The following is a 26,439-nucleotide window of genomic DNA, read 5'->3' as shown; positions in this document are numbered from 1 at the left end:
CCCGATCTGTGGCTACTCTGTGCTGCGTGTGGCGTTCCCTCCTGCTTCGCTGCCGTGACGGGGTCTGATCAGACCGGCCCCCCGTCGCGGGATTCAGCGTTGCCGCCGGTCGTTTCCATCACGACCAGCACGGAGCACCGAAAATGACCTCGCCAGACGCCTACACCTCCGGTAACAGCCGCATCCGCAAGCCCGCGCGCCCGGCCCCGGACTCCCAGCCGACGTGGAACCCCCAGCTCGGCAGCAGCATGCCGTTCCACCGCTACCGCCCGTTCCACGAGCTGGTGGAGGTGATCGACGTACCGGACCGCACCTGGCCGACGAAACGCGTGGAGAAGGCTCCGCTGTGGTGCGCGGTCGACCTGCGCGACGGCAACCAGGCGCTGATCGACCCGATGTCGCCGGCGCGCAAGCGCAAGATGTTCGACCTGCTGGTCAGGATGGGTTTCAAGGAGATCGAGGTCGGGTTCCCGGCCGCGTCCCAGACCGACTTCGACTTCGTCCGCGAGATCATCGAGGACGGCGCGGTCCCGGACGACGTCACGATCCAGGTGCTGACGCAGTGCCGCGAGGAGCTGATCGCGCGCACGTTCGAGTCGCTGCGCGGCGCGAACAAGGCGATCGTGCACTTCTACAACTCGACGTCGATCCTGCAGCGCCGGGTCGTGTTCCGCAGCGACCGCGAAGGCATCAAGAAGATCGCCGTGGACGCCGCGAAGTTCGCCAGGCAGCAGGAGAAGGACTACCCGGAGACCGACTTCCGCTACGAGTACAGCCCGGAGTCCTACACCGGCACCGAGCTCACGTACGCGCTGGAGGTCTGCAACGCCGTCACGGCGGTCATCCAGCCCACGCCGGAGAAGCCGCTGATCATCAACCTGCCGGCGACCGTGGAGATGGCCACGCCGAACGTCTACGCCGACTCGATCGAGTGGATGTCGCGCAACCTCGACCAGCGCGACTCGATCATCCTGAGCCTGCACCCGCACAACGACCGCGGCACCGGTGTCGCGGCGGCCGAGCTGGGTTACCTGGCCGGTGCGGACCGGATCGAGGGCTGTCTGTTCGGCAACGGCGAGCGGACCGGCAACGTCTGCCTGGTCACGCTGGCGATGAACATGTTCAGCCAGGGCATCGACCCGCAGATCGACTTCAGCGACATCGACGAGGTCCGGCGCACGGTCGAGTACTGCAACCAGCTGCCGGTGCCCGAGCGCCACCCGTACGGCGGCGACCTGGTCTTCACCGCGTTCTCCGGGTCCCACCAGGACGCGATCAAGAAGGGCTTCGAGGCGCTGGAGGCCGACGCCAAGGACGCCGGGCAGCACGTCGACGACTTCCCGTGGGAGGTCCCGTACCTGCCGATCGACCCGAAGGACGTCGGCCGCAACTACGAGGCCGTCATCCGGGTCAACTCGCAGTCCGGCAAGGGCGGTGTCGCCTACCTGATGAAGCAGGAGCACCACCTGGACCTGCCGCGGCGCCTGCAGATCGAGTTCTCGAAGGTGATCCAGGAGGTCACCGACACGCAGGGCGGCGAGATCAACCCGAAGGAGATGTGGGACGCCTTCGCGGAGGAGTACCTGCACGGCAGGGTGCCGCTGTACCTGCTCAAGCACAAGGCGTCGTCGGACGGCAGCGGGCACGAGGAGATCACCGCGACGCTGCTGATCGACGGCGAGCAGCAGGAGATCACCGGGTCCGGCAACGGTCCGATCGCCGCGTTCGTCGACGCGCTCGCGTCGGTGGGCTACGACGTGCGGGTGCTGGACTACGCCGAGCACGCGCTGTCCGCCGGTGACGACGCCCGCGCCGCCGCCTACCTCGAATGCGCGGTGGGCGATCGGGTGCTGTGGGGCGTCGGCATCGACAGCTCCACGGTCGCGGCCTCGTTCCGCGCGATCGTGTCCGCGGTCAACCGCGCACAGCGTTAGATCATTTCGGGATGGCGAGCGACGGGGAGGACGCGTGCGGCACCAGCTGCCGCGGCGCGCCCTCCCCGTTCGCCGGCACGGCCCAGATGCCCTCACCCGGCAGGCCGTAGGCGATGGTGTCGTTGTCGAGCCACACGACCTGGTCGTCGATCCCACGCGTCTCGGCCAGCGGTGTCTCCACCATCGTGCTCAGGTCCAGCACGTGCTCGCGCCACGGCCGCGCGCCGTCGCCCGGCACCCGCTTCTTGAACGCCACGCGCTTGCCGTCCGGTGACAGGGACGGGCATTCGGCGTTCTCCCGCAACGCCTTCGCGGACTTGTCGACGGCGTCGCCCTGGATCAGGTAGGTCTTCCCGCCGACGCCGAGGGTGGCGTAGAAGAGGCGGTCGTCCGAGGTGAACGTGACGCCCCAGTAGTTCATGTCGTTGGTCATCTTCCTGCCCTCGACGCGCAGGCCCTCGATGTTGCTGGCGTACTCCTCGGTCTGCGTGTCGAAGATCCCGGTGCGCGTCGAGAACGCGTTCGACTGCGCGTACGAGTCACCGGTCACGAACGTCGTCCACGACGCCATCCGGCCGTCCGGCGACAGCTTGGCGCGGTTCGGCACGCCCGCCACCTCCACCCGCCGCTGCTCGCTCAACGTCCGGTCGACGAACACCGCCGTGGCGCCCGGCATCGGCCGGGACGCGTCCGCCAGGCACAGTCCGCGCCCCGCAGCCGTGTAGAAACGCTTGCAGGACAACGAACTCACCCGGCGAGGGCCACCGGGAGAGGACAGCGGCACGGAAGCCACCTTGCCGCTCGCGTCGTCCACGAACAGCAACCGACCGGGAGCCAGCTCGACCGGTCCTGCCTCCGTCGCGACGGCGACCTCGTCCGGTGAGCGCAGTGCGTACGCCGTCGCACCGGCGCCCAGCGCGATCACGGCCGCGACGACGATCAGGATCCTCACCAAGCGAACCACGTCCAAAGTGCGCCGAACAGGACGGACGAGCACGCACGGGCCAGCACCTGGCCGGTCTGGAGCAGGGCCAGACCGGACGTGCGCAGCTCCTCGGGGACCAGCGGCCCGGCGACGGCCATCAGCACGCCGTCGGTGCACGCGTAGAACAACCCGTGCAGCAGCAGAACCCCCACCAGCAAAGGGATTCCGGACGCACCGAAGAACAGCAGGTACGCACCGAGCAGGGCGAGGTGGCCGGCGAGGAAGATCCGCCACCGCCCCACGCGGTCGGCCAGCGCGCCGATCGGCACGGCGGCGAGCAGGTACACGCCGGCCGTGCCGAGAGGCAGCAACGCGATGTACGCGACCTCGACGTTCAGCTTCTTCTGCAGCAACAGGTAGACGAACCCGTCGCCCAGCGTCAGCAGCCCGAGCCCGCACGCGACCAGGCAGACCCGCCGGAACGGCCTGGAGCGCAACAGCCCGAAGGCACTCCGCAGCGACACCGCGGCGCGTGGCAGCACGTCGCGGTGATCGCGCACGAACAGGACCAGCACCAGCAGACCGACCGCCGCGAAGCAGAAGCTGACGACGAACACCACGTCGTAACGGGCCGGCAGCGTCCACAACAGACAGAACGCGGCCAGCGGGCCGAGGAACGCGCCGACGGTGTCCATGGCACGGTGGACACCGAAGGCGCGTCCGAGCGCCGAAGGCTCACTGCTCAACGTGATCAGCGCGTCCCTCGGCGCGGTGCGCAAGCCCTTGCCGGTTCGATCCCCGGCCAGCACGAGCCCCATCGCGCTCGCCGAGGTCCCGGCGGCGAGCAGGCCGAGCTTGCCCAGCGCCGAGATCCCGTACCCGAGCCCGGCGACGAGCTTGCGCCGTTGCCAGCGGTCTGCCGCATGTCCGCCGGCAACGCGAACCAGTGCCGTCACACCGGTGTAGATGCCGTCGAGCACACCGAACTGCAGCGGGGAGAACCCCAGCCCCAGCACGAGGTAGAGCGGCAGGATCGCGGTGACCATCTCGGACGACACGTCCGTGAGCAGGGAGACCGCACCCAGGGCGAGCACGTTCGCCGCGATCCTGCCGGTGCCACCCGCGGCCGGAGCTTGTCGAGCAGTTGCGATGTACACGACGGCCTCCTGGGTCAACGGCAGTTGTAGGGGCCGGCCTTGTCGCGCACCGTGCCGGCCGTGTCGATGACCTCCCACGAGTAGGAGGTGCCGGACAGGGTGAGCTTCATGACGCCGTGGCTGTCCGAGAAGTACTTCTCGACACCGGCACGCGGTGTGCGCTCGTCGTAGAGGTAGTCACCGCCGATGCCGACGATCGCGGCCCGCATGCCGTTCACCGTGTCGACCGCACCGGTCTTGCTCAGCGGCGAGAACCGCTCGTAGTGGTGGTCGTGACCGTTGAAGACGACGTCGGCCTTGGCGTCGGCGAACGCGTTCCAGTACGGGGCCACCTGGGACAGGTCGCCGTACTGGCCCGAGTTGAACCGCGGGTGGTGCCAGTAGCCGATGACGCACGGCTTGGTGTTCGCGGCGAGGTCGGCCTTCAGCCAGTTCAGCTGCGTCGAGTCGCTGCCGTTGTCGTACATCGGGTTCGAGTCGACCGAGACGAAGTGGAACTGGCCGGCGTCCCAGGTGTAGTACGGCTTGCCGTTCGGGAAGGCCTGGGCGCCGAAGTACGACTTGTAGCCGTTGAGGTTGTCCTCCCACTCGTGGTTGCCGGTGGCGGGGTGGGTGATGCTCTTGTACTTGCCCCACGACTTGTCGTAGTGGGCCAGGAACTCCGAGAGCTTGCCGCTGTCGTACTGGTTGTCGCCGACCGTGAGGATGTGGTTCGGCTTGATCTGGTCGATCAGCTTCGCGGTCTCGTAGTGCTCGTTGTTCGTCAGCGACGCGATGTCACCGGCGACGACGACCGTGATGTTCTCGCCGGGCGCGGCGGGCTGAGTGGTCGCCTGCACCGCGTTGCTCGCGGGGCCGAGGTTTCCTGCCGCGTCACGAGCGCGGACGGTGTAGGTGAACTGAGTGCCCGACGCGAGACCCGTGTCGGTGAACGTCGTGCCGGTGGGCGTACCGACGACGCTGCCGTCGCGCAGCACGTCGTAGCCGGTCACGCCCACGTTGTCGGTCGCGGCCGTCCACTGCAGACTCACCGAGCTCGACGTGGTGCCGGTGCTGACGAGGTTGGTGGGCGCGGTCGGCGGCGTGTTGTCCCCGTTGGGATTGCTGCCGTAGACCTCCAGCTCGTACAGCGAGTAGCCGTACGGCGTGCCGCGCTTGGTGCCGTAGATCCGCACGTAGCGGCCGCTCGTCGCGATGCTGATGTCGTCGACGCCACCGTTCTGGCCGGTGAGGGACTTCTTGGTGCTCCACGTCGAACCGTCGGCCGAGGTCTGGATCTTGTACTCGGAGGCGTACGCGACCTCCCAGGTGAGCTTGACCCTGGAGATGGTCGAGTTGCCGCCGAGGTCGACGGCGATCCACTCCGGGTCGTGGCCTTCGAGGCTCGCCCAGCGAGTGGTCGGATCTCCGTCGACGGCGTTGGCACCACCGAAGGTCTGTGCTTCGACCGAGGAGGTGGTGGTGGGTTTGTTCGCGGAGAGCAGGGTGTCGGCCGCATTGGCCGTACCCGAACCAGCGATCTGGGGCATCACCAGCGCCAACAGCGCCAAGGCGACACCCGTGCGGGTGTGCTTTCTGATCACTTCGTCCTCCTGGGCAAGGGCGGCGGCGAAGGATTGGTAAACAAGCTTTCCTATTGAAGCTCGGAGGTTAATGACGGGTGAACGAGCAGGTCAAGACGCGGCCGGGGCGGTCATCAGCTGTCATTTCGTGACTGCCGGAAGCGCCACAGGACGGCGTTGATCACAATCGCGGCACCCACGCCCTGAATCAGACCTAGCAGAAAGCGTCGAACCCAGTCATAAAGACTGATCTGGCTGACAGGATCAGACAAAGACCAGGTCACGCCGATTGCCGCGACCACGGCGACGAAGATCCAGAACTTGTACCGGGAATTCCCGGTGCGCGCCGGCCAGTCATGCCCTTTCGGACAGCGCGCGGCCGCCCAGGCCAGCAACGCCATGCCGCCGAGGGAGGACACGTACCCGATCACGTTGTAGAGACGGTGCGGGCCGACGACCGAGACGGTCAGCCAGTCCCACCGCTGCACGAACCAGCCGTCGGTCTGGGTGAACGCGTCCCACAGCAGGTGCGTGAGCACTCCCACCACAATGGACAGCCCGCGGATGAACGGCCGGCGGAACCCTTCCGGACGCGGCACCCGTGTCCGCACGGACTCCGGCGCCAGCGCCATCACCGAGGGCAGCAGCAGGCGTCCGACCAGCAACAACACCACCGCCGCCAACGACCCGCCGAGCACGTCGTGGGTGCGCACGACCGGCACGTAGTAGCCCAGGTCAGGTGCCATCGCTCCCGCGACCAGTCCGGGCAGCCAGAGGTAGCGGCGCAGCGGCAGCACCACGGCCGGGTGCGCAAGGGTGAACGGCACAACCCAGCGTAGATCGACTTCGATTCTGTAGGTGGACTGAAGAAACACCCAGGTCGGGATTGTTCATCTGGGTCACGTACGTTCACCGATCATGAGCACCACAGCCGCCAGCCTCGTCGTGCTGTTCCTGGTCGCCGTCGTGCCGCTGGCACCGACGGAGGCCGTGCTCATCGGTGCCGGCGTCCTGGCCGCGTCCGGTGAGGTTCCGCTCTACCTCGTGGTTCTCGTCGCCGCCGCCGGCTGCCTGGTCAGCGACATGATCAACTTCAGCGCGGGCCGCCGGATGGGCATGAAGGCCCTCGACAAGGTCAACAAGAACGCCAGGGCGCGGGCCATGGTCGTGTGGACCGCGGACCAGCTCGGGTCCAAGGGCGAGAGCATCCTCATCGCGGCGCGGTTCCTGCCGGCCGGCGGCATCGTGGGCGCGTTGCTCGCCGGGGCGCTCAAGTGGCCGCTGCGGCGGTTCGTACCGGTCGCGGCGATCGGGTCGGCGCTGTGGAGCGTCTACCCCGCCACCGTCGGGTACGTCGGCGGTCAGATCGTCGACGAGACCTGGCTCGCGATGCTGCTGTCGTTCGTGGTGGCCACGCTCATCTCCATCCCCGTCGGCATGGTCATCCGTGCGCGCAACGCCGACCGCACTCTCTCGTACGCCGACGCGTCGTCGTAGAGCACCGCGAAACGGTCGGCGGCGGCCAGCAGGGCGTCCACTTCGAACGCCAGCTGCGCGTCACCGCACAGCCGTTCCAGCAGCGAGATCCAGCGCAGGTTGAAGAGCATCAACGCGTCGCGCACGCGGCCGGGACGGGCGGCGAACTCCGAGCGCGTCACGACGAAGAAGCAGCCGCCGGGGAACACGCGGCGCTTCGAGTAGTCGAGCCAGCGGTCGCACAGGTCCACAGCGGAACCACCGGCGATCACGACCTCCCGCGCGAAGATCTCCGCGGCGGCGTGCACGGTGCAGATCTGCAGCTCTTCCTTGGCGCCGAAGTGCGAGAAGACGCCGCTCTTGCTCAGGCCGAGCTCGACCGCGAGCCGTCCGATCGTGACTCCTTCGAGCCCGTCGACGGACGCGATCTCGGCAGCCCTCATCAGGATCGCCCCACGACTGTCCACCAGAACACTGGAGCATCACCCACTAGAGCCCCAGTAGCCACTGGGGTGAGCCACGCGGGGACCTTTCGTACTCTCATGCAGTACGAAAGGTCCCCGCGTGGCGTCCGCGACTACGGGTTGAGCGCCTCGGTGACGGAGGCCGGCCCCACGAGCGGGACGTCCGGCGAGATGCCGTCGTCCTCCTCGATGAGGATCGGCTTCACCTCGTGCGGCTGGATCTCACCGGACTGGATCTGCTCGGCGTAGTGGCACGCCACCTTGTGGCCAGGCTTGAGCTCGCGCAGCGCCGGGCGTTCGGTGTCGCAGCGGGACGCCTGCCGCCACGGGCACCGGGTGTGGAACCGGCAGCCCGACGGCGGGTTGGCCGGCGACGGGAGGTCGCCCGCCAGCAGGATCCGCTCGCGCCGGTCCTCGACCACCGGGTCGGGCACCGGGATCGCGGACAGCAGCGCCCGCGTGTACGGGTGCAGCGGCTCGGCGTAGAGGTCCTCGGAGGTGGCCTCCTCGACCAGGCCGCCGAGGTACATCACGCCCACCCGGTCGGAGATGTGCTTCACGACCGCGAGGTCGTGCGCGATCACCAGGTAGGTCAGGCCGAACTGCTCCTGCAGCTCCTCCAGCAGGTTCACGACCTGGGCCTGCACCGACACGTCCAGCGCGGACACCGGTTCGTCGGCGACGATCAGGTCCGGCTCCAGCGCCAGTGCGCGGGCGATGCCGATGCGCTGCCGCTGACCGCCCGAGAACTCGTGCGGGTACTTGCGCAGCGCGGTGGACGGCAGGCCCACGGCCGCGAGCAGCTCGCGCAGCCGCTTGGACGTGGACTCCTTGCCCTTGTCCAGGTCGTGCGCCCGCAGGCCCTCGACCAGGATCGACTCCACGGACTGGCGCGGGTCCAAAGAGGACAGCGGGTCCTGGAACACCATCTGGATCCGGCGCCGCATCTTGCGCAGGTCCTCGCCCTTCAGGGCCGAGAAGTCCTGGCCGTCGAAGACCATCTTGCCCGCGGTCGGCTCGTTCAACCGCAGCATCGCCCGCCCGAGGGTGGACTTGCCGCAGCCGGACTCGCCCACGAGGCCGTAGGTCTCGCCCCGCTTGATCTCGAGGTCGACGCCGTCGACCGCGTAGACGTGGCCGACGGTCTTGTCGAAGAAGACACCGCGCTTGATCGGGAAGTGCACCTTCATGTCCTGGACGGACACCAGGGTCTCGCTCACACCGGCACCTCCTCGGCGGCGGGAGTTCCCGGAACCACCGGGTTGTGGCAGCGGAGCAGACGGCCCAGCTGGTCTTCCTCGGCAGGCGTCTCCGTGTGGCAGACGTCCAGCGCGTTCGGGCAACGGGGTGCGAACGCGCAGCCCTGAGCCCACGGGATGTTGTCCGCGACGGAGCCCTTGATCGGCGTCAGCTTCTCGCCGGGGGCCGCGTCCAGACGCGGGATCGAGGCCAGCAGACCGTGCGTGTACGGGTGGCGCGGCTCGGCGAAGAGCTTGTGCCGCATGGCCTTCTCGACCACCTTGCCGCCGTACAGCACGTTCACCTCGTCGCACAGGCCGGCGACGACACCCAGGTCGTGGGTGATCATCACGAGCGCGGTGCCGAGGTCCTGCACCAGTTCCTTCATCAGCGACAGGATCTGGGCCTGGATGGTCACGTCCAGCGCCGTCGTCGGCTCGTCCGCGATCAGCAGCTTCGGCCGGCACGCCAGCGCGATCGCGATCAACGCGCGCTGCCGCATGCCACCGGAGAGCTGGTGCGGGTACTCCTTGAGCCGCCGGTTCGGGTCCGGGATGCCGACCTTGTCGAGCAGGTCCTTCGCCTCGGTCATGGCCTCCTTGCGGGGCATGCCGCGGTGCCGTTCGAGCACCTCGGTGACCTGCAGGCCGATCGGGACGACGGGGTTGAGCGACGACAGCGGGTCCTGGAAGACCATGCCGAGGTCGCGGCCACGACGGTCGCGCATCTCCTTGTCGGAGAGCTTCAGCAGGTCCACGCCGTCGTACGACACCGTGCCGGTGATCTTGGTACCGCGCTTGGGCAGCAGGCCCATGATCGCCAGCGAGGTCACCGACTTGCCGCAGCCCGACTCGCCGACGAGACCGACGGTCTGGCCGGGTTCGACGTCGAAGCTGACGCCGTCGACCGCGCGGAACGGCTCCTCGCCCCTGCGCTGGAACACGACGGTGAGGTCACGAACTTCGAGCAGTGCCACGACGACTCACCGCCTGTTCTTCGGATCGAGGGCCTCGCGCAGCGTCTCGCCCATCAGGGTGAAGCCGAGCGCGACGATGATGATGCAGACGGCCGGGTACGCGGCGAGCTGCGGATGCGTGTCGAAGACGTTCTGGACGTCGCCGAGCATCTGCCCCCACTCCGGGATCCGGTCGTCCGGGTTGCCGAGGCCGAGGAACGACAGCGCGGCCGCCTCGATGATCGCGGTCGCCAGCACGAGCGTGGACTGCACGATCACCGGGCTGAGCGAGTTCGGCAGCATGTGCCGGAACACGATCGCGCCCTTCTTCACGCCGAGCGCGGTCGCCGCCAGCACGTGGTCGCTGTGCCGTTGCGCGAGCATCGAGCCTCTGAGCAACCGGGCGAACACCGGGATCTGCACGATCGCGACCGCGAGGATCACGGTGAACTGGCTGGGCTTGGCGAACATCGCCGCGATCGAGAACGCGAGCAGCAGCGACGGCAGCGAGAGCATGACGTCGACGAGCCGCATGACGGCCGAGTCGACCCAGCCGCCGATCGCACCCGCGAGCGTGCCCAGGATCAGGCCGCCGGTCAGGCCGATCAGCGTCGCGCCGACGCCGACGACCAGCGTCTGCTGCGAGCCGACCAGCAGGCGCGACAGGAAGTCGCGGCCCTGCAGGTCACCGCCGAGCGGGTGGCCCGGCTGCGGCGGCGGGATCTCGTTGCGCGCCTTGACGACCTGCTCGATCAGCATCTTGTCGGACGGGTCGTGCGGGGCGATCCACGGCGAGAGCAGCGACAGCGCGACGAAGATGCCGATGATCACCGCGCCGGTGATGAACACCGGGCTGCGGCGCAGCCTCTTCCACGCGCTCGCGGCGAGCGAGACGCCCGCGGACTCCGCGAGGTCGTCGATCTTTTCCTTCTTGGACACTCCGAGTACCACTGCGCTCACCTCGTCCTGATGCGCGGGTCGATGAGCGCGTACGAGAGGTCGACCAGCAGGTTCACCACGACGTAGACGATGGTGGCCATGATGATCAACAGCAGCAGCACCGGGTAGTCGCGCCGCTCGAACCCGATGGCGAGCGCCTGCCCGACACCGGCGAACGAGAACACCTTCTCGGTGAGCACCGCGCCGGAGAGCAGCGCGCCCGTCTGCAGACCGATCGTCGTGACGACCGGCAGCATCGCGTTGCGCAGCACGTGCCGGCGGCGGATCACCGGTGCGGTGAGGCCCTTCGACTCGGCGGTGCGCACGAAGTCCTCGTCGAGCACGTCCAGCACGGCCGCGCGGGTGATCCGGAAGATCACCGCGAACGGGATCGTGGCCAGCGCGATCGCCGGCAGGATCAGGTGCTCCAACGCGTTGAGGGTCGCGTCCCACTCGCCGGTGATGATGCCGTCGAGGGTGAAGAAGCCGGTGACGCGCGTGGCGTCGATGGCGTCCTGGCGGCCCTGCGACGGCAGGCCGAGCGCCGACGACGCCACGTCCTTGAGCAGGTAGGCCAGGAAGAACACCGGCACCGCGACACCGATCAGCGAGCCGATGACGCTGAGGTTGTCGAACCAGCCGCCGCGGCGCTTCGCGGCGAGGTAGCCGAGCGGGACGCCGACCGCGATCGCGATCACGATCGCGAAGAAGCTGAGCTCGATCGTCGCGGGGAACCGCTGCAGGAAGATGTCGAGCGCCGAGTCACCGGGCTGGACGCCGGTGGAGACGCCGAAGTCACCGGTCGCCGCGCGACCGAGGAACTTGAAGTACTGCAGGAAGATCGGCTGATCAAGGCCGAGCTGCTTGGTGAGGGCCTCGCGCGACTCCGGCGTAGCGCGTTCTCCCAGGAGGGCCGAAACCGGCCCTCCTGGGAGAAGTCGCAACCACGCGAAGAGCAACATCGAGAGCACCAGCACCACGCCGACCAGCTGAACCAGCCGCCGAATCGTGTAGCGGAGCACTTGAGCTACCCCGTTGTTCTCTTGTGGTGGGAGCTGGCTCGGTCAGCCCTTGGAGGCCGAGCCGAACTTCTCGTCGGTCAACGGGCTCGGAACGACACCCTTGATGTCCGACTTCAACACCAGAGCGGGCGGGGAGTGCGAGATCGGGATCGCGGGGAGGTACTCCTCCATGATCCGCTTGTTGATGTCCTCGTACAGCTTGGTCCGCTTGCCCTCGTCCGGCTCGGAGTTGGCCTTGGCCAGGTCGTCCGCGAGGGTCTTGCCCCACGCCGACACACCCGTGCTGAAGCGGTTGTCGGTGCGGCCGAAGAACGTGCCGACCCAGTTGTGCGCGGTGCCGTTGTCACCGGTCCAGCCGAGCAGGAACAGGTCCGGGACGTGGTTGTCGACGTCGGTCAGGTAGCCACCGTTCCACGGCTTGGTGACGACGTCGAACGTGATGCCGACCTTCTGCAGGTCGCCGGAGATCGCGCCGAACAGGTCCTTCGGGGACGGCATGTACGGGCGGGTGACCTCGGACGGCCAGTAGAACTTGAGCTTCAGGTTCTCGGCGCCGGCTTCCTTGAGCAGCGACTTCGCCTTCTCGGGGTCGTAGCCGGCGGCCTTGATGTCCTTGTTGTAGCCGTTCACCGTGTCCGGCATGAACTGCGTCGCGACCTTGGCACCCTCGGGCAGCTGCGACTTGACCAGCTGCTCGCGGTTGATCGCGTACATGATCGCCTGACGGACCTTGAGGTCGGCGAGCTTCGGGTTGTTCTTCTGGTTGATGCCCAGGTAGAACACGTTGAACGCCGGGCGGATCGCGACGTTGAAGCCGTCGGACTTCAGGCCGGCCCAGTCGGCCGCGTTCGGCAGGTCGTAACCGTCGATGTCACCGGCCTTGAGCGCCTGCTTGCGGGCGGTCTCGTCCGGGATGATCTTGAAGACGATCTTGTCCAGCTTGGCCTTGGTGCCCCAGTAGTCCTCGTTGCGCACGAGTTCCACCGTGTTGTTGGCCTTGTCGTACTTGCCGAACTTGAACGGGCCCGTGCCGGTCGGGTGCTCGTTCGCGTACGCCGGGTAGGTGAACGCGTCACCGGCGGCCTGGACGTTGTCCGCGTCGTACTTCTTCAGCGCCTCGGGGCTGGAGATGGAGAACGACGTGAAGCCGAGGACCGACGGGAACTGCGAGGTGACCTCGTTCAGCTCGATGACCGCGGTCTTGGCGTCCTTGGCCGTGCAGGACTTGTACAGCGAGGGCTTGTCCGGCGTGTCCTTGAACCCGCCGAAGTTGTCCAGCCAGTACTGCGAGACGGCGTCGCTCTGCGCGGCGCCCTTCTGGTTGTACCAGCGGTCGAAGTTGAAGCAGACGGCTTCGGCGTTGAAGGCGGTGCCGTCGTGGAACTTCACGCCCTCCCGGAGGGTGAAGGTCCACGTCTTGCCGTCGGCGCTGGGCTCGTACTTGGTCGCCAGCGCGGGCTCGACCTCGGCGGTACCGGCCTTGAAGCCGACCAGGCCCTCGTACATCTGGCGAGAGACCCGGAAGGTCTCGCCGTCCGTCGCGTAGAACGGGTCGAAGAGCTTCGGCGCACCCGCGGCACCGAAGGTCAGCGTGCCGCCCTGCTTACCGCCGCCACCGGTGTCGCGCTGCGATTGCGCGCAACCGGACAGGGCCAGCGCGCCGACGCTGAGGAAGCCGATCGCGGCGACCCAACGGCGGCGAGCCGTTACTGAGTGGACCATCAAACACCCCTTGGACAATCCGCACATCTCACGGTGTGGTCGCCGACCATAACCGTTGTACATACCCCTCCCGTGTTAACTCAGGTCACGATCCGGCCACTAGACCAGGCATTCTGATACGTCCGGCGCACGTTCGCTGACCCAACGTGAGCACGTCAGATGCGTCGAACGCTCTCCTAGGCTGTAGAAACAACAACGACACGCGGAGGAGGTCGCATGAGCAGGCAGGTCGAGTTCCGCGTCCTCGGCCCCCTCCAGGTCCTCCTCGACTCCGAACCACTGCTGGTCCGCGCCGGTCGTCAACGGGCGCTGCTGGTGTCGTTGTTGCTGCGTGCGGGCACGTCGGTGTCCGTGGACGAGCTCGCCGCCAACGTGTGGGGCGACGACCCGCCCGCCCGCGCCAGAGCCACCCTGCAGACCTACGTGATGCGCCTGAGACAGCTGCTCGGGCCGTCGGTGCCGATCAGGACCGTCCCGGACGGGTACCTGATCGACGTCGACGAGAAGACGATCGACCTGATGCGCTTCGAGCCGTTGATCGACCAGGGCGAGCAGGAGCGCGCCGCCGGGAACCTGCAGGCCGCCTCGGCCGCGTTCGCCGCCGCGCTCGGGCTCTGGCGGGGTCCGGCGCTGGTCGACGTGCCGTCGGAGATCCTGCACCGCGACGAGGTGCCGCGGCTGAACGAACGCCGCCTGCACGTGCTGGAACGCCGGGTCGAAGTCGACCTCGAACTGGGCCGCCACGGCGAGCTGGTCGCGGAGCTGTCCCGGCTGACCAGCGAACACCCGTTGCGCGAGCGGTTCTGGGCGCAACTGATGGTGGCGCTGTACCGGTCCGGCCGGCAGAGCGAGGCGCTCGCCGCCTACCAGCGCGTTTCCCGGCTGCTGGGCGACGAGCTGGGCATCGACCCCGGTGACGAGCTGCGGCGCGTGCACGGCCAGGTGCTGTCCGGGTCGATCGACGCGGTGGCCGCGGCGTCGTCCGGCGCGCCGGTGGTGGCGTCCAAACCCGAACGGGTGGTGCCGTCGCAGCTGCCCGCGGACATCCCCGACTTCGTGGGCCGCGACGAGGCCGTGTCGTTGATCGTCGCGCTGCTGCGGACCGCCCAGGGCGTCCCGGTGGTCACGCTGGCCGGGCCGCCCGGTGTGGGCAAGACGGCGCTGGCGGTGCACGCGGCGCACCAGATGCGGGCGGACTTCCCGGACGGTCAGTTGTACGTCAACCTGCGCGGATACGCCCCGGGGCCGCCGTTGAGCGCGGTCGACGTGCTGCCGCGGTTCCTGCGCGCGCTCGGGACCGAGCCCGACCAGGTGCCGCTCGACCAGGACGAGCAGGAGGCGATGTTCCGGTCGACCCTGACCGGTCAGCGCGTGCTGTTGCTGCTGGACAACGCGTCGTCGGCCGAGCAGATCCGGCCGCTGCTGCCCGGTTCGCCGGGGTGCGCGGTGCTGGTGACCTCACGCGACACGCTGCGCGGTCTGGCCGTGTCGCACGCCGCCTCGAACGTGCGGCTGGACGTGCTCGACTGGGACGAGACCAAGGCCCTGCTCGCCGGCATCCTGGGCGCAGACGAGGTGGCGTCCCAGGAGGACGCCGCACTGGAGCTGTCCGCGTTGTGCGCGCACCTGCCATTGGCTTTGCGTATCGCTGCGGCCAACCTCGTGTCGCGTCCGGAACTGTCCATCGCGGACTACGTGGAGGAGCTGCGGGCGGGCAACCGGCTCGCGGCGCTGGCGGTGGAGGGCGACGAACGGGTCGCGGTGCACGCCGCGTTCGACCTCTCCTACACGGCGCTCAAGCCCGAGCTCGCGCAGATGTTCCGGTTGCTGTCGCTGGTTCCCGGCACGGACTTCACGCCCGAGATGGCGGCGGCGCTGTCGGGACTGACCACCCAGGACGCCCGCCGGCGGCTGGACCGGCTCGCCACCGCGAACCTGATCTCGAACCACGCGCCGTCCCGCTACCAGTTCCACGACCTGCTGCGCGACTACGCGGCCGAGCGGCTGGCGTTCGAGGAGGGCCGCGCGGACTCGCGACTCGCGTTGCGGCGGCTGCTGGACTGGGCGGTGCGCTCGGTCGACAACGCGACGGCCGCGATGAAGTCGACGCTGTTCCGCTTCCCGCGCCCGGCGCCGTTGGACGGCGTGGTGCCGCGGACGTTCTCCACCTCCACCGAGGCGCTGACCTGGCTGGACGTCGAACGCGCCAACCTCGTGGCCCTGGTCGCGCACGCCGTCGAGCGTGATCCGGAGAACTCTCCGTGGCAGCTGGCCGACGCGTTGCGCGGCTACTTCTACACGCAGGGCCTGACCGCGGAGTGGCGCGAGACCGCCAAGGCCGGGCTGCTCGGCGCGCGTTCGCCGCGGGACGAGCTCGGGCAGCTCGCGATGCTGTCGTCGCTGGGCACGCTGTACTGGGTGACGGGCCAGCACCGCAACGCGCTCGGCTACTACCAGCAGGCCATCGCCCTGCAGGAGCACATCGACCTGCCCGAGGCCGAGGCCGCGGTGCTGTCCAACGCCGGCAGCGTCTACATCGACCTCGGCGAGCTCGAACACGCCGCCGACCACCTCGAACGCGCGCTGGTGATCACCCGCCGGATCGGGGCCTTCCAGGTGCAGGCCAACGCCCTGTTCAACCTCGGCGGCGTCTACATGCAGCTGGGCCAGCTCGACCGGGCGGCCGCGACGTTCGAAGAGGCCCTGGAAGCCGGCACGCGCATCGACTCGTGGATCACCCAGGCGAACTCCATGCGCGCGTTGGGCGAGGTCCACGCGTGGCGCGGCAGGCCAGACCTCGGCGCGTCCTACTTCGCGCGCGCGAGCGAGCTGTACGAACGTGCGGCCGCCCGCAACTTCGGCCACACGCAGCACGAGGGCCTGGCCATCACGCTGATCATGCGCGGCCGCTATGACGAGGCGGCCGTCGAGGCGTCCGCCGCCATGCGGATCGCCCACGACCTGGAGAACGTCAAGAGCGTCTGCGACTCGATGAACCTGCTCGGCCGCGCGCTGGAAGGCGCGGGACGGCTCGACGAGGCGATCGAGCAGTTCTCGTCGGCCCTCGCGATCGGCCTGGAGACCGGTTACTCGTGGGGCATCTGCTCCGCGCGCCGCGGCCTCGCGTCCGCGTACCGGGGGGCGGGCCGGTACGAGGAGGCGCTGTCGATGGCCACCACGGCCCTGGTCGAGGCGGGCCGGTCGCAGTTCCGGCTGGCGGAGATGGAGGTGCTGCTCGTCCTCGGGCGAATCCACCTCGACACCGCCGACGCCTCCCAGGCCCTCGAATGTGCGCTGCGCGCCGCGTCCGTCGGCTCGAACTCCGGGCACCGGTGGGTGTACGGGAGGGCGCTGCAGCTGGCGGGCGACGCCTCCGCCGCACTGGGTGAGGTGGAAGGCGCCCGCGGCTACTGGGCATCGTCGCTGGAGGTGTTCAGCGAGATCGGCACCCCGGAAGCAGGCGTGGTCCGCGCTCAGCTCGAAGTGACGACGTAGTCGGCTCTCGCCCTGGTCTCGTCGACCGCGAACCAGCCTCTTTCGTACTGCTGCCAGCGGATGAAGTCCTCGCGGTGCTTCTCCCCGTCCCTGGCCACGGCGCGTTCCAGCCTGGCCTTCTCGTCACCGTGGTCGACGAAGATCGCGAGGCTGAGCCGGCGGTTCGCTTTCCTGGCCGAGGAGAAGCCGTCCAGGATGATGGTCCTTTGTGGATGGATGACCACCTCGGGGCCTTCGCCCACCCGCGGAAAGCCTTGGGACCAGTCAGCTTTGCGATAGCGCCCCGGCCGACCCTCCGCCACGGCGTCGAGCGCCCGCACGAGGGTGGGCCACCACCGCGTCGTCGGGTCCTCCCACGTCGCGAAGTGGTCGGTCTTGATCAGCTGGGCGTCGAGCTGCCGGGCGAGGAGCTTCGCGAACGTCGACTTGCCCGCGCCGGACGGTCCGTCCACCGCGACCAGGCGGGTGTCGCCCAGTCGCGGTGGAGCGCTGTTCACATGCTCCGGCGACCAGATAGCGCACGTCCCAGGGTGAGCTCGTCCGCGAACTCCAGGTCGCCGCCCATCGGCAGGCCGCTGGCCAGCCGCGTGACGGTCAGCCCCGGGAAGTCGCGGAGCATCCGGACCAGGTAGGTGGCCGTGGCCTCCCCCTCGGTGTTGGGATCCGTGGCGATGATGACCTCGGAGATGTCCACACCGTTGGTGGCCGTGCCGATCCGGTTGAGCAGCTGACGGATGCGAAGCTGATCCGGCCCGACCCCGCTGAGCGGGTCGAGCGCGCCGCCCAGCACGTGATAGCGCCCCTTGAACTCCCTGGTGCGCTCGATCGCCTGAACGTCCTTCGGCTCCTCGACCACGCAGACCAGCGACAGGTCCCGCTTCGGATCGCGGCAGATGCGGCACGTCGTCTCGGCGGACACGTTGCCGCAGACGTCGCAGAAGACCACGCCTTCCTTGACCTTCTGGAGCGCGCTCTGCAGCCGTTCGATGTCGGCCGGTTCGGTTGCCAGGAGGTGGAAGGCGATCCGCTGGGCGCTCTTCGGGCCCACGCCGGGAAGCCTGCCCAGCTCGTCGATCAGGTCCTGTACCGGGCCCTCGTACATTTCTTCGCCGTCTCTTTGCCGGTCTTCGTGGCCGCGAGGAAGTCAGGTCAGCCGAGCAGGCCGCCGAGGCCGCCCTGGGCCAGCGGGCCGAGCTTCTGCTCCACCAGCTGCTGGGCCTTGGTGTTGGCGTCCTTGATCGCGGCGATGACGAGGTCCTGGAGGGTCTCCACGTCGTCCGGGTCGACGATCTTCGGGTCGATGGCGAGGTTGACGAGCTCGCCGCCGCCGGTGACCGTCGCGGTCACCAGACCGTTGGCCGCGTTGCCGGTGACCTCGGTGTTGGCCAGCTCTTCCTGGGCGGTCGCCATCTGCTGCTGCATGTTCTGGGCCTGCTGGAGCAGGGCCTGCATGTCGAACTGACCGGGTTGCACCGCTGGTCCTCTCTCGCTGCTCTTGGGGTGTGTTCCAGCGTACGGCCTCGGCCGGCTACGCCTTCTTCAGCGGGCGGGCGCCCAGTTCGTCGGCCAGCAGCTTGAGCATCACCGCTTCCGGATCCTGCTCCTTGCTGACGGAGTCCGGGTCCACCGGGCGGGCCGCTTCGGCCAGCATCGCCTCTTCGTCGTCCGGTTCCGGCGGGAGCGGTTCGTCGGGCTCCGGCGGTTCCGGGGGCGGAGGGACGTCGTCCGCCGGTGGCCTCGGGGCGGCCTGGCGCTGGGGCTCCGGCTGACGGGCGTTCTGGGCCTGGCTCGGGCGCGTCGGGGCCGGACGCGGGGCCTTCGGCGGGGTGGTGGCCTGGGGCGTGGCGCCGGGGGTGCCGTGGATGCAGCGGACCTGCCAGGTGCCGCCGAGGACGGTGGCGAGAGCGTTGGCGATGGCCTCGGTGTTGCGGGGCTCGGCCAGGCGGCGGGCCAGCGGAGCCGAGGTGTGGGCGATGGTGACCACGTTGCCGTCCACCTCGCTGACCATGGCGTTGGTCAGCATCGCCTCGGTGCTGCGGCTTGAGGAGCGGACCGCGGACAGCAGTTCCGACCAGACCCGGCGGACCGCCGTCGCGTCCAGGCCGCCGGTCGCGGCGGGTGCCGCGGAAACCTCGGCTGACGGCTGGGGCTGCGCCGGTGGCTGAGTTTGCGGTGCCGCCTGGGACTGCGGGGCGGCTTGGGCTTGCGGCCCAGCTTGGGCATGCGGCGTTGCCTGAGCCTGCGGGCCTGCCTGGGCGTGCGGCGTTGCCTGAGCCTGCGGGCCTGCCTGGGCGTGCGGCGTTGCCTGAGCCTGCGGCGGCGCGTAGGTCTGCGGAGGTGCCACCGACTGGGGCGGGATCGCGGCGGCCGGCGCGGCCTGGCGGGGTGGTTCTGCGTGCTGCGCGGGCTCGGCTGCCTGAGGTTGCTGGGACCGGCGGGTGAAGACCGGGCCACCTGCGGGTGGAGCGTCGGCTCCCGCGGCGATGGCGGCCGGGGGGCGGCGTTCCAGTTGTTCCAGGCGTTGGAGCAGTGCGGCCTCCGACTGGCTCACCGACGGCAGGAGCATGCGGGAGACCAGGAGTTCGAGGAGCAGGCGCGGGGCCGTGGCGCCGCGCATCTCGACCAGTCCAGTGTGGACGATCTCGGCGTAGCGGGTGAGGGTCGCCGGGCCGATCCGTTCCGCCTGGGCCGACATGGTGGCCAGCTCGTCTTCCGGGGCGCTGACCAGGTTGCGGTCGGCCGCGTCGGGGACGGCGCAGAGCAGGACCAGGTCGCGCAGGCGGTCCAGGAGGTCGCTGGCGAAGCGGCGGGGGTCGTGACCCGCTTCCACGAGGCGGTCGATGGTGCCGAAGACCGCGGCGCCGTCGCCCGCGGCCAGGCCGTCGACCACGTCGTTGATCAGAGCGGAGTCGGTGACCCCCAGGAGGGTGATCGCGCGCTCGTACTTCACCCCGTCGGGGCCCGCGCCGGAGAGGAGCTGGTCCATCACGGACTGGGTGTCGCGGGCCGAGCCACCGCCCGCGCGGATCACCAGGGGGAAGACGGCCGGCTCCACGGCGACGCCCTCTGCCGCGCAGTTGCGTTCCAGCAGGGTGCGCATGACGCCCGGCGGGATCAGGCGGAACGGGTAGTGGTGCGTGCGGGAGCGGATGGTCGGGAGGACCTTGTCCGGCTCCGTGGTGGCGAAGATGAAGATCAGGTGGTCCGGCGGCTCTTCCACGATCTTGAGCAGGGCGTTGAAGCCCTGCGTGGTGACCATGTGCGCCTCGTCGATGATGAAGACGCGGTAGCGGGCCTCCGCCGGGGCGTAGAAGGCCTTGTCGCGGAGATCGCGAGCGTCCTCCACGCCACCGTGGGAGGCGGCGTCGAGCTCGACGACGTCGACGCTGCCGGTGCCGTTGGGGGCCAGGCCGATGCACGAGTTGCACTCGCCGCACGGATCGGGCGTCGGGCCCCGCACGCAGTTGAGCGAGCGGGCCAGGATGCGCGCCGAGGAGGTCTTGCCGCAGCCTCGCGGGCCGCTGAACAGGTACGCGTGGTTGACCCGGCCTGCCGCCAGGGCGGTGCGCAGGGGTTCGGTCACGTGCTCCTGGCCGACGACCTCGGAGAACGTGGCCGGACGGTACTTGCGATACAGAGCGAGCGCCACGCCCGAGACAGTACCGGTGACCACCGACAGAAAAAGGGGACCCCGTGCACCCACCAGAGCCCGCTTATCCTTGCTGCCTTCCGGCCCTGGGGAGGTTCGCGAGATGTGTGCCGCACGAGGTCCGCAGTCAGTGTAGCGAACGGTTCCGGTCGAACGTGTGTTCGAGTTGCCCACAGTGTTGTCCACACCTGTGGACAACCTCCGTCCACCCCCGTTTTGGGTTGCCGAACACCCGTCCGGTAGGCTCTGCCACGGAGGATTCGCCTAGTGGCCTAGGGCGCACGATTGGAAATCGTGTTGGGTTAACACCCTCACGGGTTCAAATCCCGTATCCTCCGCTCAGGCCAGAGGCCCGGCACCTGCTCAGGTGACCGGGCCTCTGCCATCTGCGAGTCTCAGCGAACGTCCAATTGGATGACGTTGTTGTCGATGTGGCTGGTGTCATGCGTTCCGGGGCCATAGCCGTACACGGGATTGTCGCCTCGCCAGTACACCGTCGCTTCGTGGTGCTGGCTCACCATGACCGCCTTGACCACCTTGTTGTTGATGCCGTGAGAGCCGGCCTGGTAACAACCCGACCACTGGCCGTTGTACCACTTCAGCTTCACGGGACAGACCGCGCTCACTTCGTCCGTGGCGGCAGTGGCCGTGGCCGCGGTCCCGAGCAAGGTGGCGACCACAAGTCCCGCAACGAGGGGTGCTACTCGCACAAAAAGTCCTTTCAATTTCAACAATCAGCATGCGAATTGAACCAGTTCGGTCAAGACCGCTGAGGGCTCCGACTTGCAACGGTCGGCACCCTCCGTGCGTTATGAGGGCATGCTGCCCGAGGACCTCATGCTCCTGTCCACGACAGAAGGCCGTGGAGGGCAGTCCAGGCGCGCTCAGGGCGATGACGGTCGCCGCCACGATCACGACGGCAGGGGGTTCGAGCTGAGATGCTGGCAGAAGACCTGATGTTGTTGTTCATCGACAATGAGAGCGGCCGTTCGCTGGCCGACTCGACGTCGGTGGAGAACGCGCTCGCCGGTGCCGTGCTCATCGAACTGGTGAACTCGGGCCGGGTCGCGTTCGAGCCGAACGGCAAGAAGGTGCGGGTCGTCGATCCGACGCCGTTGCGGGACCCGTTGCTGCAGGAGTCGGTGACGAGGCTCGACAAGCCGATGAAGCCGCAGCGGGCGGTGGAACGCCTGCGGAAACGGTTGCGGGACAACGTGATCGCGCAGCTGGAAGGCCGGGGCGTCGTGCGGGTGGAGCCGAGGAAGGTGCTCGGGATCTTCCCGGCGAAGAGCTACGTGATCACCGACGAGGCGAGGTTCGCCGAGGTCAGGCAGGCGGTCGGCGAGGTCGCGCTCGGGTACCGCACACCGGATGCACGCACGGGCTCGTTGATCACGTTGCTGCACGCGGTGAAGGCCGTGCACAAGGTGTTCGACGGCGACCGGCGCGAGATGACCAGGCGGGCCAGGGAGATCGCCGCCGGCAGCTGGGCGGGAGAGGCCGTGCGCAGGGCGGTCGAGGCGATTCAGGCCGGGGTCGCGGCCGCCGCGGTCGCGGCCGCCGCCGCGTCATCGGGTGGATGACGCGGCGGCGACGGGCGGTCACTTCTTCAGGCAGTCGAGGATGTCCTCGAGGGCGAACACGATCCGGTCGACGTTCGCGTCGCCCGTGGACGGGCGGGCGTGCACGATCTGCGGGTCGTGGTCGCTCGCCTGGTCGGCGAACTCGGCGTTGATGTGCACCACGTCGTAGCTGAAGCGCGTGATGTTCTTGCTCATCAGCAGGTGGTCGAGCGTCTGCGAGCTGCCCTCGAAGACGTAGCTGTACCTCTCGTTCACGGGCAGCGTCTCGATCAGCGCCTTGAGGTTGCCGTCGCCGGTCAGCGTCTTCACCGCGGGCGAGAACTGGTAGTCGTTCAGGTCGCCGGCGAGGATCACGTTGGCGCCCTTGTCGATCGCGCGGATCTGCTCGGTGAACGCCTTCAACGCCGCCGCCTGCTTGGCGCGCTGCACCTCGGAGGAACGGGCCGGCGGCTGGTTGCGGCCGTGCATGGCCTCGTCGCCGCCCTTGGAGTTGAAGTGGTTCGCGACCACGAAGACCGTGCGGCCGCGGAACTTGAACTCACCGGCGAGCGGCTTGCGGCTGTTCGCCCACGCGTCGTTCAGCGGGTCGACCCGGCCGGGTGAGATGGACAGCGCGGCGCGGCCGTTCTTCTTCACGACCTCGACCGGGGTCTTGAAGTCACCGCCGGGACGGTCCACGAAGGACACCCGCTGCGGGTTGAAGAAGAAGCCGACGCGGATGTTGCCGCCGGGCTCGCCGCCGTCCTTGAGGTTCTCCGGGTCGATCTCGCGCCACTGGTAGCGCGGGCCGCCCTTGGCGACGATCGCGTCGGAGAACTTCTGCAGCGTCTGGTCGGCCGCGACGGTGCCGTCGTTGACCGCGCCGTTGTTGTCCTGGATCTCCTCCAGCACAACGACGTCCGGGCTGCGCAGGTTGGTCGTGACGCCGTCGGCGAGCCGGTCGAACTTCTCCTGCGGGTCGGACGGGTCGAGGTTCTCGACGTTGTAGGTCGCGACGGAGAGCTCGCTCTCCTTCTGCGGCGCGGTGATCTCGCGCTGCAGGTTGCCGGAGACGTGCTGACCCAACGACAGCGCGGCCAGCGTGTAGCCGCCGAAGTTCGTGTACTCGATGGCGCCGACGGTCGCGCCGGCGAACACGTCACCGACGTTGGAGACCGGCATCGGCGTGGCCTTGATCTTCAGCCGGCCGCTGTTGGGCTGGTCGTAACCGGTGTAGGTGGTGCCGCCGCGCTCGTTGCGGTTCTGGTCGGGGTTGACGGTCACCCAGACCTCGCCGAACGCGTTGCTCGGGCCGACCACGCGGGCGTCGTCGACCTGGACCAGCGTGCCTTCGAGCGACTCGAGGTAGTCGAGGCCGTACTTGTCCGGCTCCAGCGGGAGCTGCTCGATGCTGCCGCCCGGTGCGGGCAGGTAGCCGGCCGGGATGTTCTTCAGCACGACCGGCGCCGGGACGGGGTTGCCCTTCGACAGGGTGATCGTGGTGGCCTGGGCGATCTCGGTGAGGGTCTGGTTGGAGCCCGTCTCACCACCCGGCCGGTACTCCGCGACGGTGCCGCTGACCAGCACGTTGTCGCCGACGGCCACGGTCGGCGCGCTGCCGGCCGTGTAGACGAAGATGCCCTCGCTGGTGCGCGGGTCGTTGTCCGGGCTGACCGTGTCCTGGATCCAGAAGCCGCGGTCACCCGTGGCACGCGTGCCGGTGACGACACCGGGGACGTTGGTGACCTTCTGGCCGAGGAACGGCGAGATGCGCGTGACGCCCTGGATGTCGTGGACGCGCTTGTCGCCGGGCACGGGGTCCGGGTCGGGAGGAGTGCCTCCGCCAGGCGTCTCCCCCTTCGAGTTCGTCGGGCTCGGGTCGCCGGCCTTGAAGTCGGCGGAGTTGTCGTCGGTGTCGGCGAGGCCGGTGCCGCGGGACGCCGAGGTGGTGTTGCTCAGGGCAGGCGCCGCCGTGCCCTCGCGGACGACCGCGGTGCCGTAGCCGACGAGGTCCTTGATCCGCGAATCCGCGGCGCAGTCGGCGGCCGTCTTGCAGGTGAGGGCCGCGGTGCCGTTGACCAGCGCGATCGTGCCGCCGGTGGCGCTCATGTTGAGCGAACCGGTGGCGTCGGGGGCGGGCAGGTCGACGGTGCCGCCGGTGCCCTTGGCCTCGGCGACGAGGAACGTCTTGCCGGGCGCGATCGAACCGGACAGCGGGGTCACGCCCCACTGCGTGGTCGCGCCGGGGGTCGCGGAGATGTACTGGACGCTGTAGCCGTCCAGGGAGATCGGGCTCGTGCCCTTGTTGGCGAGCTCGACGAAGTCCTGCTTGAGCGTGGCGCCGGAGTTGCCGCCACCTCCGTAGACCTCGGAGATCAGCGCGTCGGGGCTGGGCGCGGCGACGGCGGGTACGGCGGCGAACACGAGCGCCGCCACCGCTGTCCCGACGCCGGGCAGGGTGGGTCTCAAAACTTCCTCCAGGGAATGCGGCGGACCGACGCATCCTTCCTCGATCGGGTGGTGTTTGGTAGCCGTTGTTACTAACGGTTAACCGGTTGGCCTAGCAACGATCACTCGAACAAGCGTTCGATCATGGTGTAGGCTCGAAAACGGAACGCTGACCGGTGGGCCCCTCCCAGGCGCCGGTCGGCGTCCCTACTTTGGAGGGCATGCCCCTGCTGAGCTACGAGCGCCGTTGCGCCGAGATCGTCCACCAGGCTTCCCTGCTCGCCGCGTCGCTGGAAGGCGCTGACCTGGGAGTTCAGGTCCCGTCCTGCCCCGACTGGACGGTGAACCAGCTCGTCCGCCACGTCGGCTACGCCCTGCGGTGGGCCGACGAGATGATCCGCACCCGGACGCCGGAGATCCCGTTCGACCGCAACAAGGCCATGGACGTGTCGGGCTACGCCGGCGAGCAGGCCGCCGACCTGGCGCCGTGGCTGGTGGAGGGCGCCACCTCGCTGTCGGAGGCGCTGTCCGAGGTCGATCCGGACCTCATGATCGCCTCGCTCGGCGGCCACCCCGGACCGCAGGTGTGGTCGCGGCGGATGACGCACGAGCTCGCCCTGCACCGCTGGGACGCCGTGACCGCGCTGGGCCTGCCGTACGAACTGGACCCCGAGGTCGCCCGCGACACGCTGGCGGAGTGGGCCGGCCTCGCTCTCCCGCTCGCGTTCTACCGCACGCCAGAGCAGACCGCGCCGTTGCTCGGACCGGGCCGCACGGTGCACCTGCACGCCACCGACACCGACGCCGAGTTGCTGATCGACCTCACCGGCCCCGCCCCGGTCGTGCGGCACGACCACGAGAAGGCCGCGGTGGCGTTGCGCGGCCCGGTCGCCGAGCTGGTGCTGACGGTCTACCGGCGGCGGCCGGTGGACGGCCTGGAGGTGTTCGGCGACGCGGATCTGCTCGCGGAACTCCTTGAGCGCGTACGTTTTTGACCATGGGGAAGCTGACTCACCCGCAACGGCTCGACACGGGCGTCGCGCAGACAGCGCTGCTGGTCTCCGGGCTCGCCGACGCCGATCTGAGCGTGCCGGTGCCCGCGACACCGGACTGGACGCTGAACCAGCTGCTGCGTCACCTCGGCTACGCGCACCGGTGGATCGAACAGCTCGTCCGGGAGCGGATCCCGACCGCGGACCGCTCGCTGAGCAAGGCGCACTCGGTGTCGGAGTACGCCGGCGAGACGGCCGCCCAACTCGGCCCCTGGCTGACCGAGGGCGCGGACCTGCTGGCCGCGGCGATGCGCGAGGTCGCACCGGACGAGCCGATCGCGGTGCTGTTCCCCGACGAGCCGGGACCGCAGTTCTGGGCGCGACGGATGGCGCACGAGACGTGGGTGCACCGCCACGACGTGTTCGAGGCGCTGGGGCTGCCGTTCGACGTCGACCCGATGGTGGCGGCGGACGGGTTGTGGGAGTGGATGAACGTCGGGCTGCGCGTGGTCTTCCTGCGGCGGCCCGAGTTCGCCGAACTGCTCGGCGCCGGCACGCTGGCCTTCGAGGCGACCGACGCCGACGCGAAGTGGCTCGTGGACCTGACCGGGGACAAGCCGGTGGCTCGTGAGGGCGAGGGTTCCGGCGCGGTGACCGTCCGGGGACCGGCCGCGGATCTGGTGCTGACGCTGTACCGGCGCCGGGGACCGGACGGGTTGGACGTGTCCGGCGAGGAGGCCTTGCTGAAGGAGTTCCTCGGTCGGGCGCGGTTTTAGCCGAACGGGCCGGGGGTCTGGGGGCTTGCCCCCAGGGCGGGGGTGGGGGGGGGGGGGCCCCCCCCCCCCCCCCCCCAACCAAAAAAACAGATTAGATTAACAAATATTGTAATAGAAACACA

The 26,439-nt window shown here is 69.0% G+C and carries 19 protein-coding genes, 1 tRNA gene, 1 other RNA gene and 2 pseudogenes; 7 read left to right on the top strand and 16 right to left on the bottom strand.

Annotated features, from left to right (window positions below; all coding sequences use genetic code 11):
- Window positions 1–143: 143 nt before the first annotated feature.
- Window positions 144–1,934 carry a 2-isopropylmalate synthase gene (leuA, locus tag ACWEIJ_RS43670; RefSeq protein WP_449843188.1) on the top strand — a complete coding sequence of 597 codons (1,791 nt, stop codon included), beginning with the start codon at window positions 144–146 and terminating at the stop codon, window positions 1,932–1,934.
- An 877-nt stretch (window positions 1,935–2,811) separates the two neighbouring features.
- Here the strand turns inward: leuA and ACWEIJ_RS43665 are convergent.
- The 3 genes and pseudogenes from ACWEIJ_RS43665 to ACWEIJ_RS43655 form a co-directional block, all read right to left on the bottom strand.
- Window positions 2,812–4,016, bottom strand: a pseudogene (locus ACWEIJ_RS43665) (MFS transporter); the annotation flags it as partial.
- 14 nt (window positions 4,017–4,030) lie between these two features.
- A complete protein-coding gene (locus tag ACWEIJ_RS43660; RefSeq protein WP_449843187.1) occupies window positions 4,031–5,599 on the bottom strand; it encodes a discoidin domain-containing protein in 1,569 nt (522 codons plus the stop codon).
- 113 nt (window positions 5,600–5,712) lie between these two features.
- Window positions 5,713–6,453: a DUF4184 family protein gene (locus tag ACWEIJ_RS43655; RefSeq protein WP_449843186.1), complete on the bottom strand. Its 741-nt coding sequence runs from the start codon at window positions 6,451–6,453 to the stop codon at window positions 5,713–5,715.
- A 43-nt stretch (window positions 6,454–6,496) separates the two neighbouring features.
- Between ACWEIJ_RS43655 and ACWEIJ_RS43650 the strand changes: the two are divergent.
- Window positions 6,497–6,919 (top strand): annotated as a pseudogene (locus tag ACWEIJ_RS43650) (DedA family protein); the annotation flags it as partial.
- A 20-nt stretch (window positions 6,920–6,939) separates the two neighbouring features.
- On the opposite strand, the gene ACWEIJ_RS43645 reads toward ACWEIJ_RS43650, so the two are convergent.
- The 6 genes from ACWEIJ_RS43645 to ACWEIJ_RS43620 form a co-directional block, all read right to left on the bottom strand.
- Window positions 6,940–7,521, bottom strand: a complete 582-nt coding sequence (locus ACWEIJ_RS43645) for a TetR/AcrR family transcriptional regulator (RefSeq protein WP_449843185.1) — start codon at window positions 7,519–7,521, stop codon at window positions 6,940–6,942.
- 110 nt (window positions 7,522–7,631) lie between these two features.
- Complete coding sequence (locus ACWEIJ_RS43640; protein WP_449843229.1) at window positions 7,632–8,708, bottom strand: ABC transporter ATP-binding protein; 1,077 nt, start codon at window positions 8,706–8,708, stop codon at window positions 7,632–7,634.
- Window positions 8,709–8,734: 26 nt separating this feature from the next.
- Entirely contained in the window at window positions 8,735–9,733 is a 999-nt protein-coding gene (locus ACWEIJ_RS43635) for an ABC transporter ATP-binding protein (protein WP_449843184.1), read from the bottom strand.
- Between the two features lie 6 nt (window positions 9,734–9,739).
- On the bottom strand, window positions 9,740–10,651 hold the full coding sequence (locus tag ACWEIJ_RS43630; RefSeq protein ID WP_449843183.1) for an ABC transporter permease: 912 nt from the start codon (window positions 10,649–10,651) through the stop codon (window positions 9,740–9,742).
- A gap of 17 nt (window positions 10,652–10,668) precedes the next feature.
- Window positions 10,669–11,673: an ABC transporter permease gene (locus ACWEIJ_RS43625; RefSeq protein ID WP_449843182.1), complete on the bottom strand. Its 1,005-nt coding sequence runs from the start codon at window positions 11,671–11,673 to the stop codon at window positions 10,669–10,671.
- A gap of 42 nt (window positions 11,674–11,715) precedes the next feature.
- Window positions 11,716–13,395: an ABC transporter substrate-binding protein gene (locus ACWEIJ_RS43620; protein ID WP_449843181.1), complete on the bottom strand. Its 1,680-nt coding sequence runs from the start codon at window positions 13,393–13,395 to the stop codon at window positions 11,716–11,718.
- A gap of 216 nt (window positions 13,396–13,611) precedes the next feature.
- Between ACWEIJ_RS43620 and ACWEIJ_RS43615 the strand changes: the two genes are divergently transcribed.
- Window positions 13,612–16,890, top strand: a complete 3,279-nt coding sequence (locus ACWEIJ_RS43615; protein ID WP_449843180.1) for an AfsR/SARP family transcriptional regulator — start codon at window positions 13,612–13,614, stop codon at window positions 16,888–16,890.
- Here ACWEIJ_RS43615 and ACWEIJ_RS43610 read toward each other — a convergent pair.
- From ACWEIJ_RS43610 to ffs, 5 genes are all read right to left on the bottom strand, one after another.
- A complete protein-coding gene (locus ACWEIJ_RS43610) occupies window positions 16,869–17,387 on the bottom strand; it encodes a uridine kinase family protein (RefSeq protein WP_449843179.1) in 519 nt (172 codons plus the stop codon). The two genes, ACWEIJ_RS43615 and ACWEIJ_RS43610, sit on opposite strands and share 22 nt — an antisense overlap.
- Complete coding sequence (gene recR / locus ACWEIJ_RS43605; protein ID WP_355434049.1) at window positions 17,384–17,992, bottom strand: recombination mediator RecR; 609 nt, start codon at window positions 17,990–17,992, stop codon at window positions 17,384–17,386. Before recR ends, ACWEIJ_RS43610 begins: the two co-directional genes overlap by 4 nt.
- 47 nt (window positions 17,993–18,039) lie before the next feature.
- Entirely contained in the window at window positions 18,040–18,342 is a 303-nt protein-coding gene (locus ACWEIJ_RS43600; RefSeq protein WP_355434139.1) for a YbaB/EbfC family nucleoid-associated protein, read from the bottom strand.
- 76 nt (window positions 18,343–18,418) lie between these two features.
- Window positions 18,419–20,539 carry a DNA polymerase III subunit gamma and tau gene (locus ACWEIJ_RS43595; RefSeq protein ID WP_449843178.1) on the bottom strand — a complete coding sequence of 707 codons (2,121 nt, stop codon included), beginning with the start codon at window positions 20,537–20,539 and terminating at the stop codon, window positions 18,419–18,421.
- Between the two features lie 31 nt (window positions 20,540–20,570).
- Window positions 20,571–20,665: signal recognition particle sRNA small type (ffs, locus tag ACWEIJ_RS43590), an RNA gene on the bottom strand.
- 127 nt (window positions 20,666–20,792) lie between these two features.
- Between ffs and ACWEIJ_RS43585 the strand changes: the two genes are divergently transcribed.
- Window positions 20,793–20,877, top strand: a tRNA-Ser gene (locus ACWEIJ_RS43585).
- 57 nt (window positions 20,878–20,934) lie between these two features.
- Here ACWEIJ_RS43585 and ACWEIJ_RS43580 read toward each other — a convergent pair.
- The gene (locus ACWEIJ_RS43580; RefSeq protein WP_449843177.1) at window positions 20,935–21,147 is read right to left on the bottom strand and encodes a hypothetical protein; all 213 of its coding nucleotides are present in this window, start codon (window positions 21,145–21,147) and stop codon (window positions 20,935–20,937) included.
- Between the two features lie 330 nt (window positions 21,148–21,477).
- On the opposite strand from ACWEIJ_RS43580, the gene ACWEIJ_RS43575 reads away from it, so the two are divergent.
- Window positions 21,478–22,122: a GOLPH3/VPS74 family protein gene (locus tag ACWEIJ_RS43575; RefSeq protein ID WP_449843176.1), complete on the top strand. Its 645-nt coding sequence runs from the start codon at window positions 21,478–21,480 to the stop codon at window positions 22,120–22,122.
- Between the two features lie 18 nt (window positions 22,123–22,140).
- Here ACWEIJ_RS43575 and ACWEIJ_RS43570 read toward each other — a convergent pair whose 3' ends face one another.
- Complete coding sequence (locus ACWEIJ_RS43570) at window positions 22,141–24,570, bottom strand: endonuclease/exonuclease/phosphatase family protein (protein WP_449843175.1); 2,430 nt, start codon at window positions 24,568–24,570, stop codon at window positions 22,141–22,143.
- Between the two features lie 200 nt (window positions 24,571–24,770).
- Here ACWEIJ_RS43570 and ACWEIJ_RS43565 point away from each other — a divergent pair, with 200 nt between their 5' ends.
- Together ACWEIJ_RS43565 and ACWEIJ_RS43560 are read left to right on the top strand one after the other, a co-directional pair.
- On the top strand, window positions 24,771–25,544 hold the full coding sequence (locus tag ACWEIJ_RS43565; protein ID WP_449843174.1) for a maleylpyruvate isomerase family mycothiol-dependent enzyme: 774 nt from the start codon (window positions 24,771–24,773) through the stop codon (window positions 25,542–25,544).
- A 2-nt stretch (window positions 25,545–25,546) separates the two neighbouring features.
- Window positions 25,547–26,317 (top strand): maleylpyruvate isomerase family mycothiol-dependent enzyme, encoded by a 771-nt coding sequence (locus ACWEIJ_RS43560; RefSeq protein ID WP_449843173.1) that lies wholly within the window; start codon window positions 25,547–25,549, stop codon window positions 26,315–26,317.
- Window positions 26,318–26,439 lie beyond the last annotated feature (122 nt).

The organism is Lentzea sp. NPDC004789, from assembly GCF_053601075.1.
Note: the sequence above shows the minus strand (reverse complement) of the source record. Positions and strands in the feature narration are given on the sequence as shown.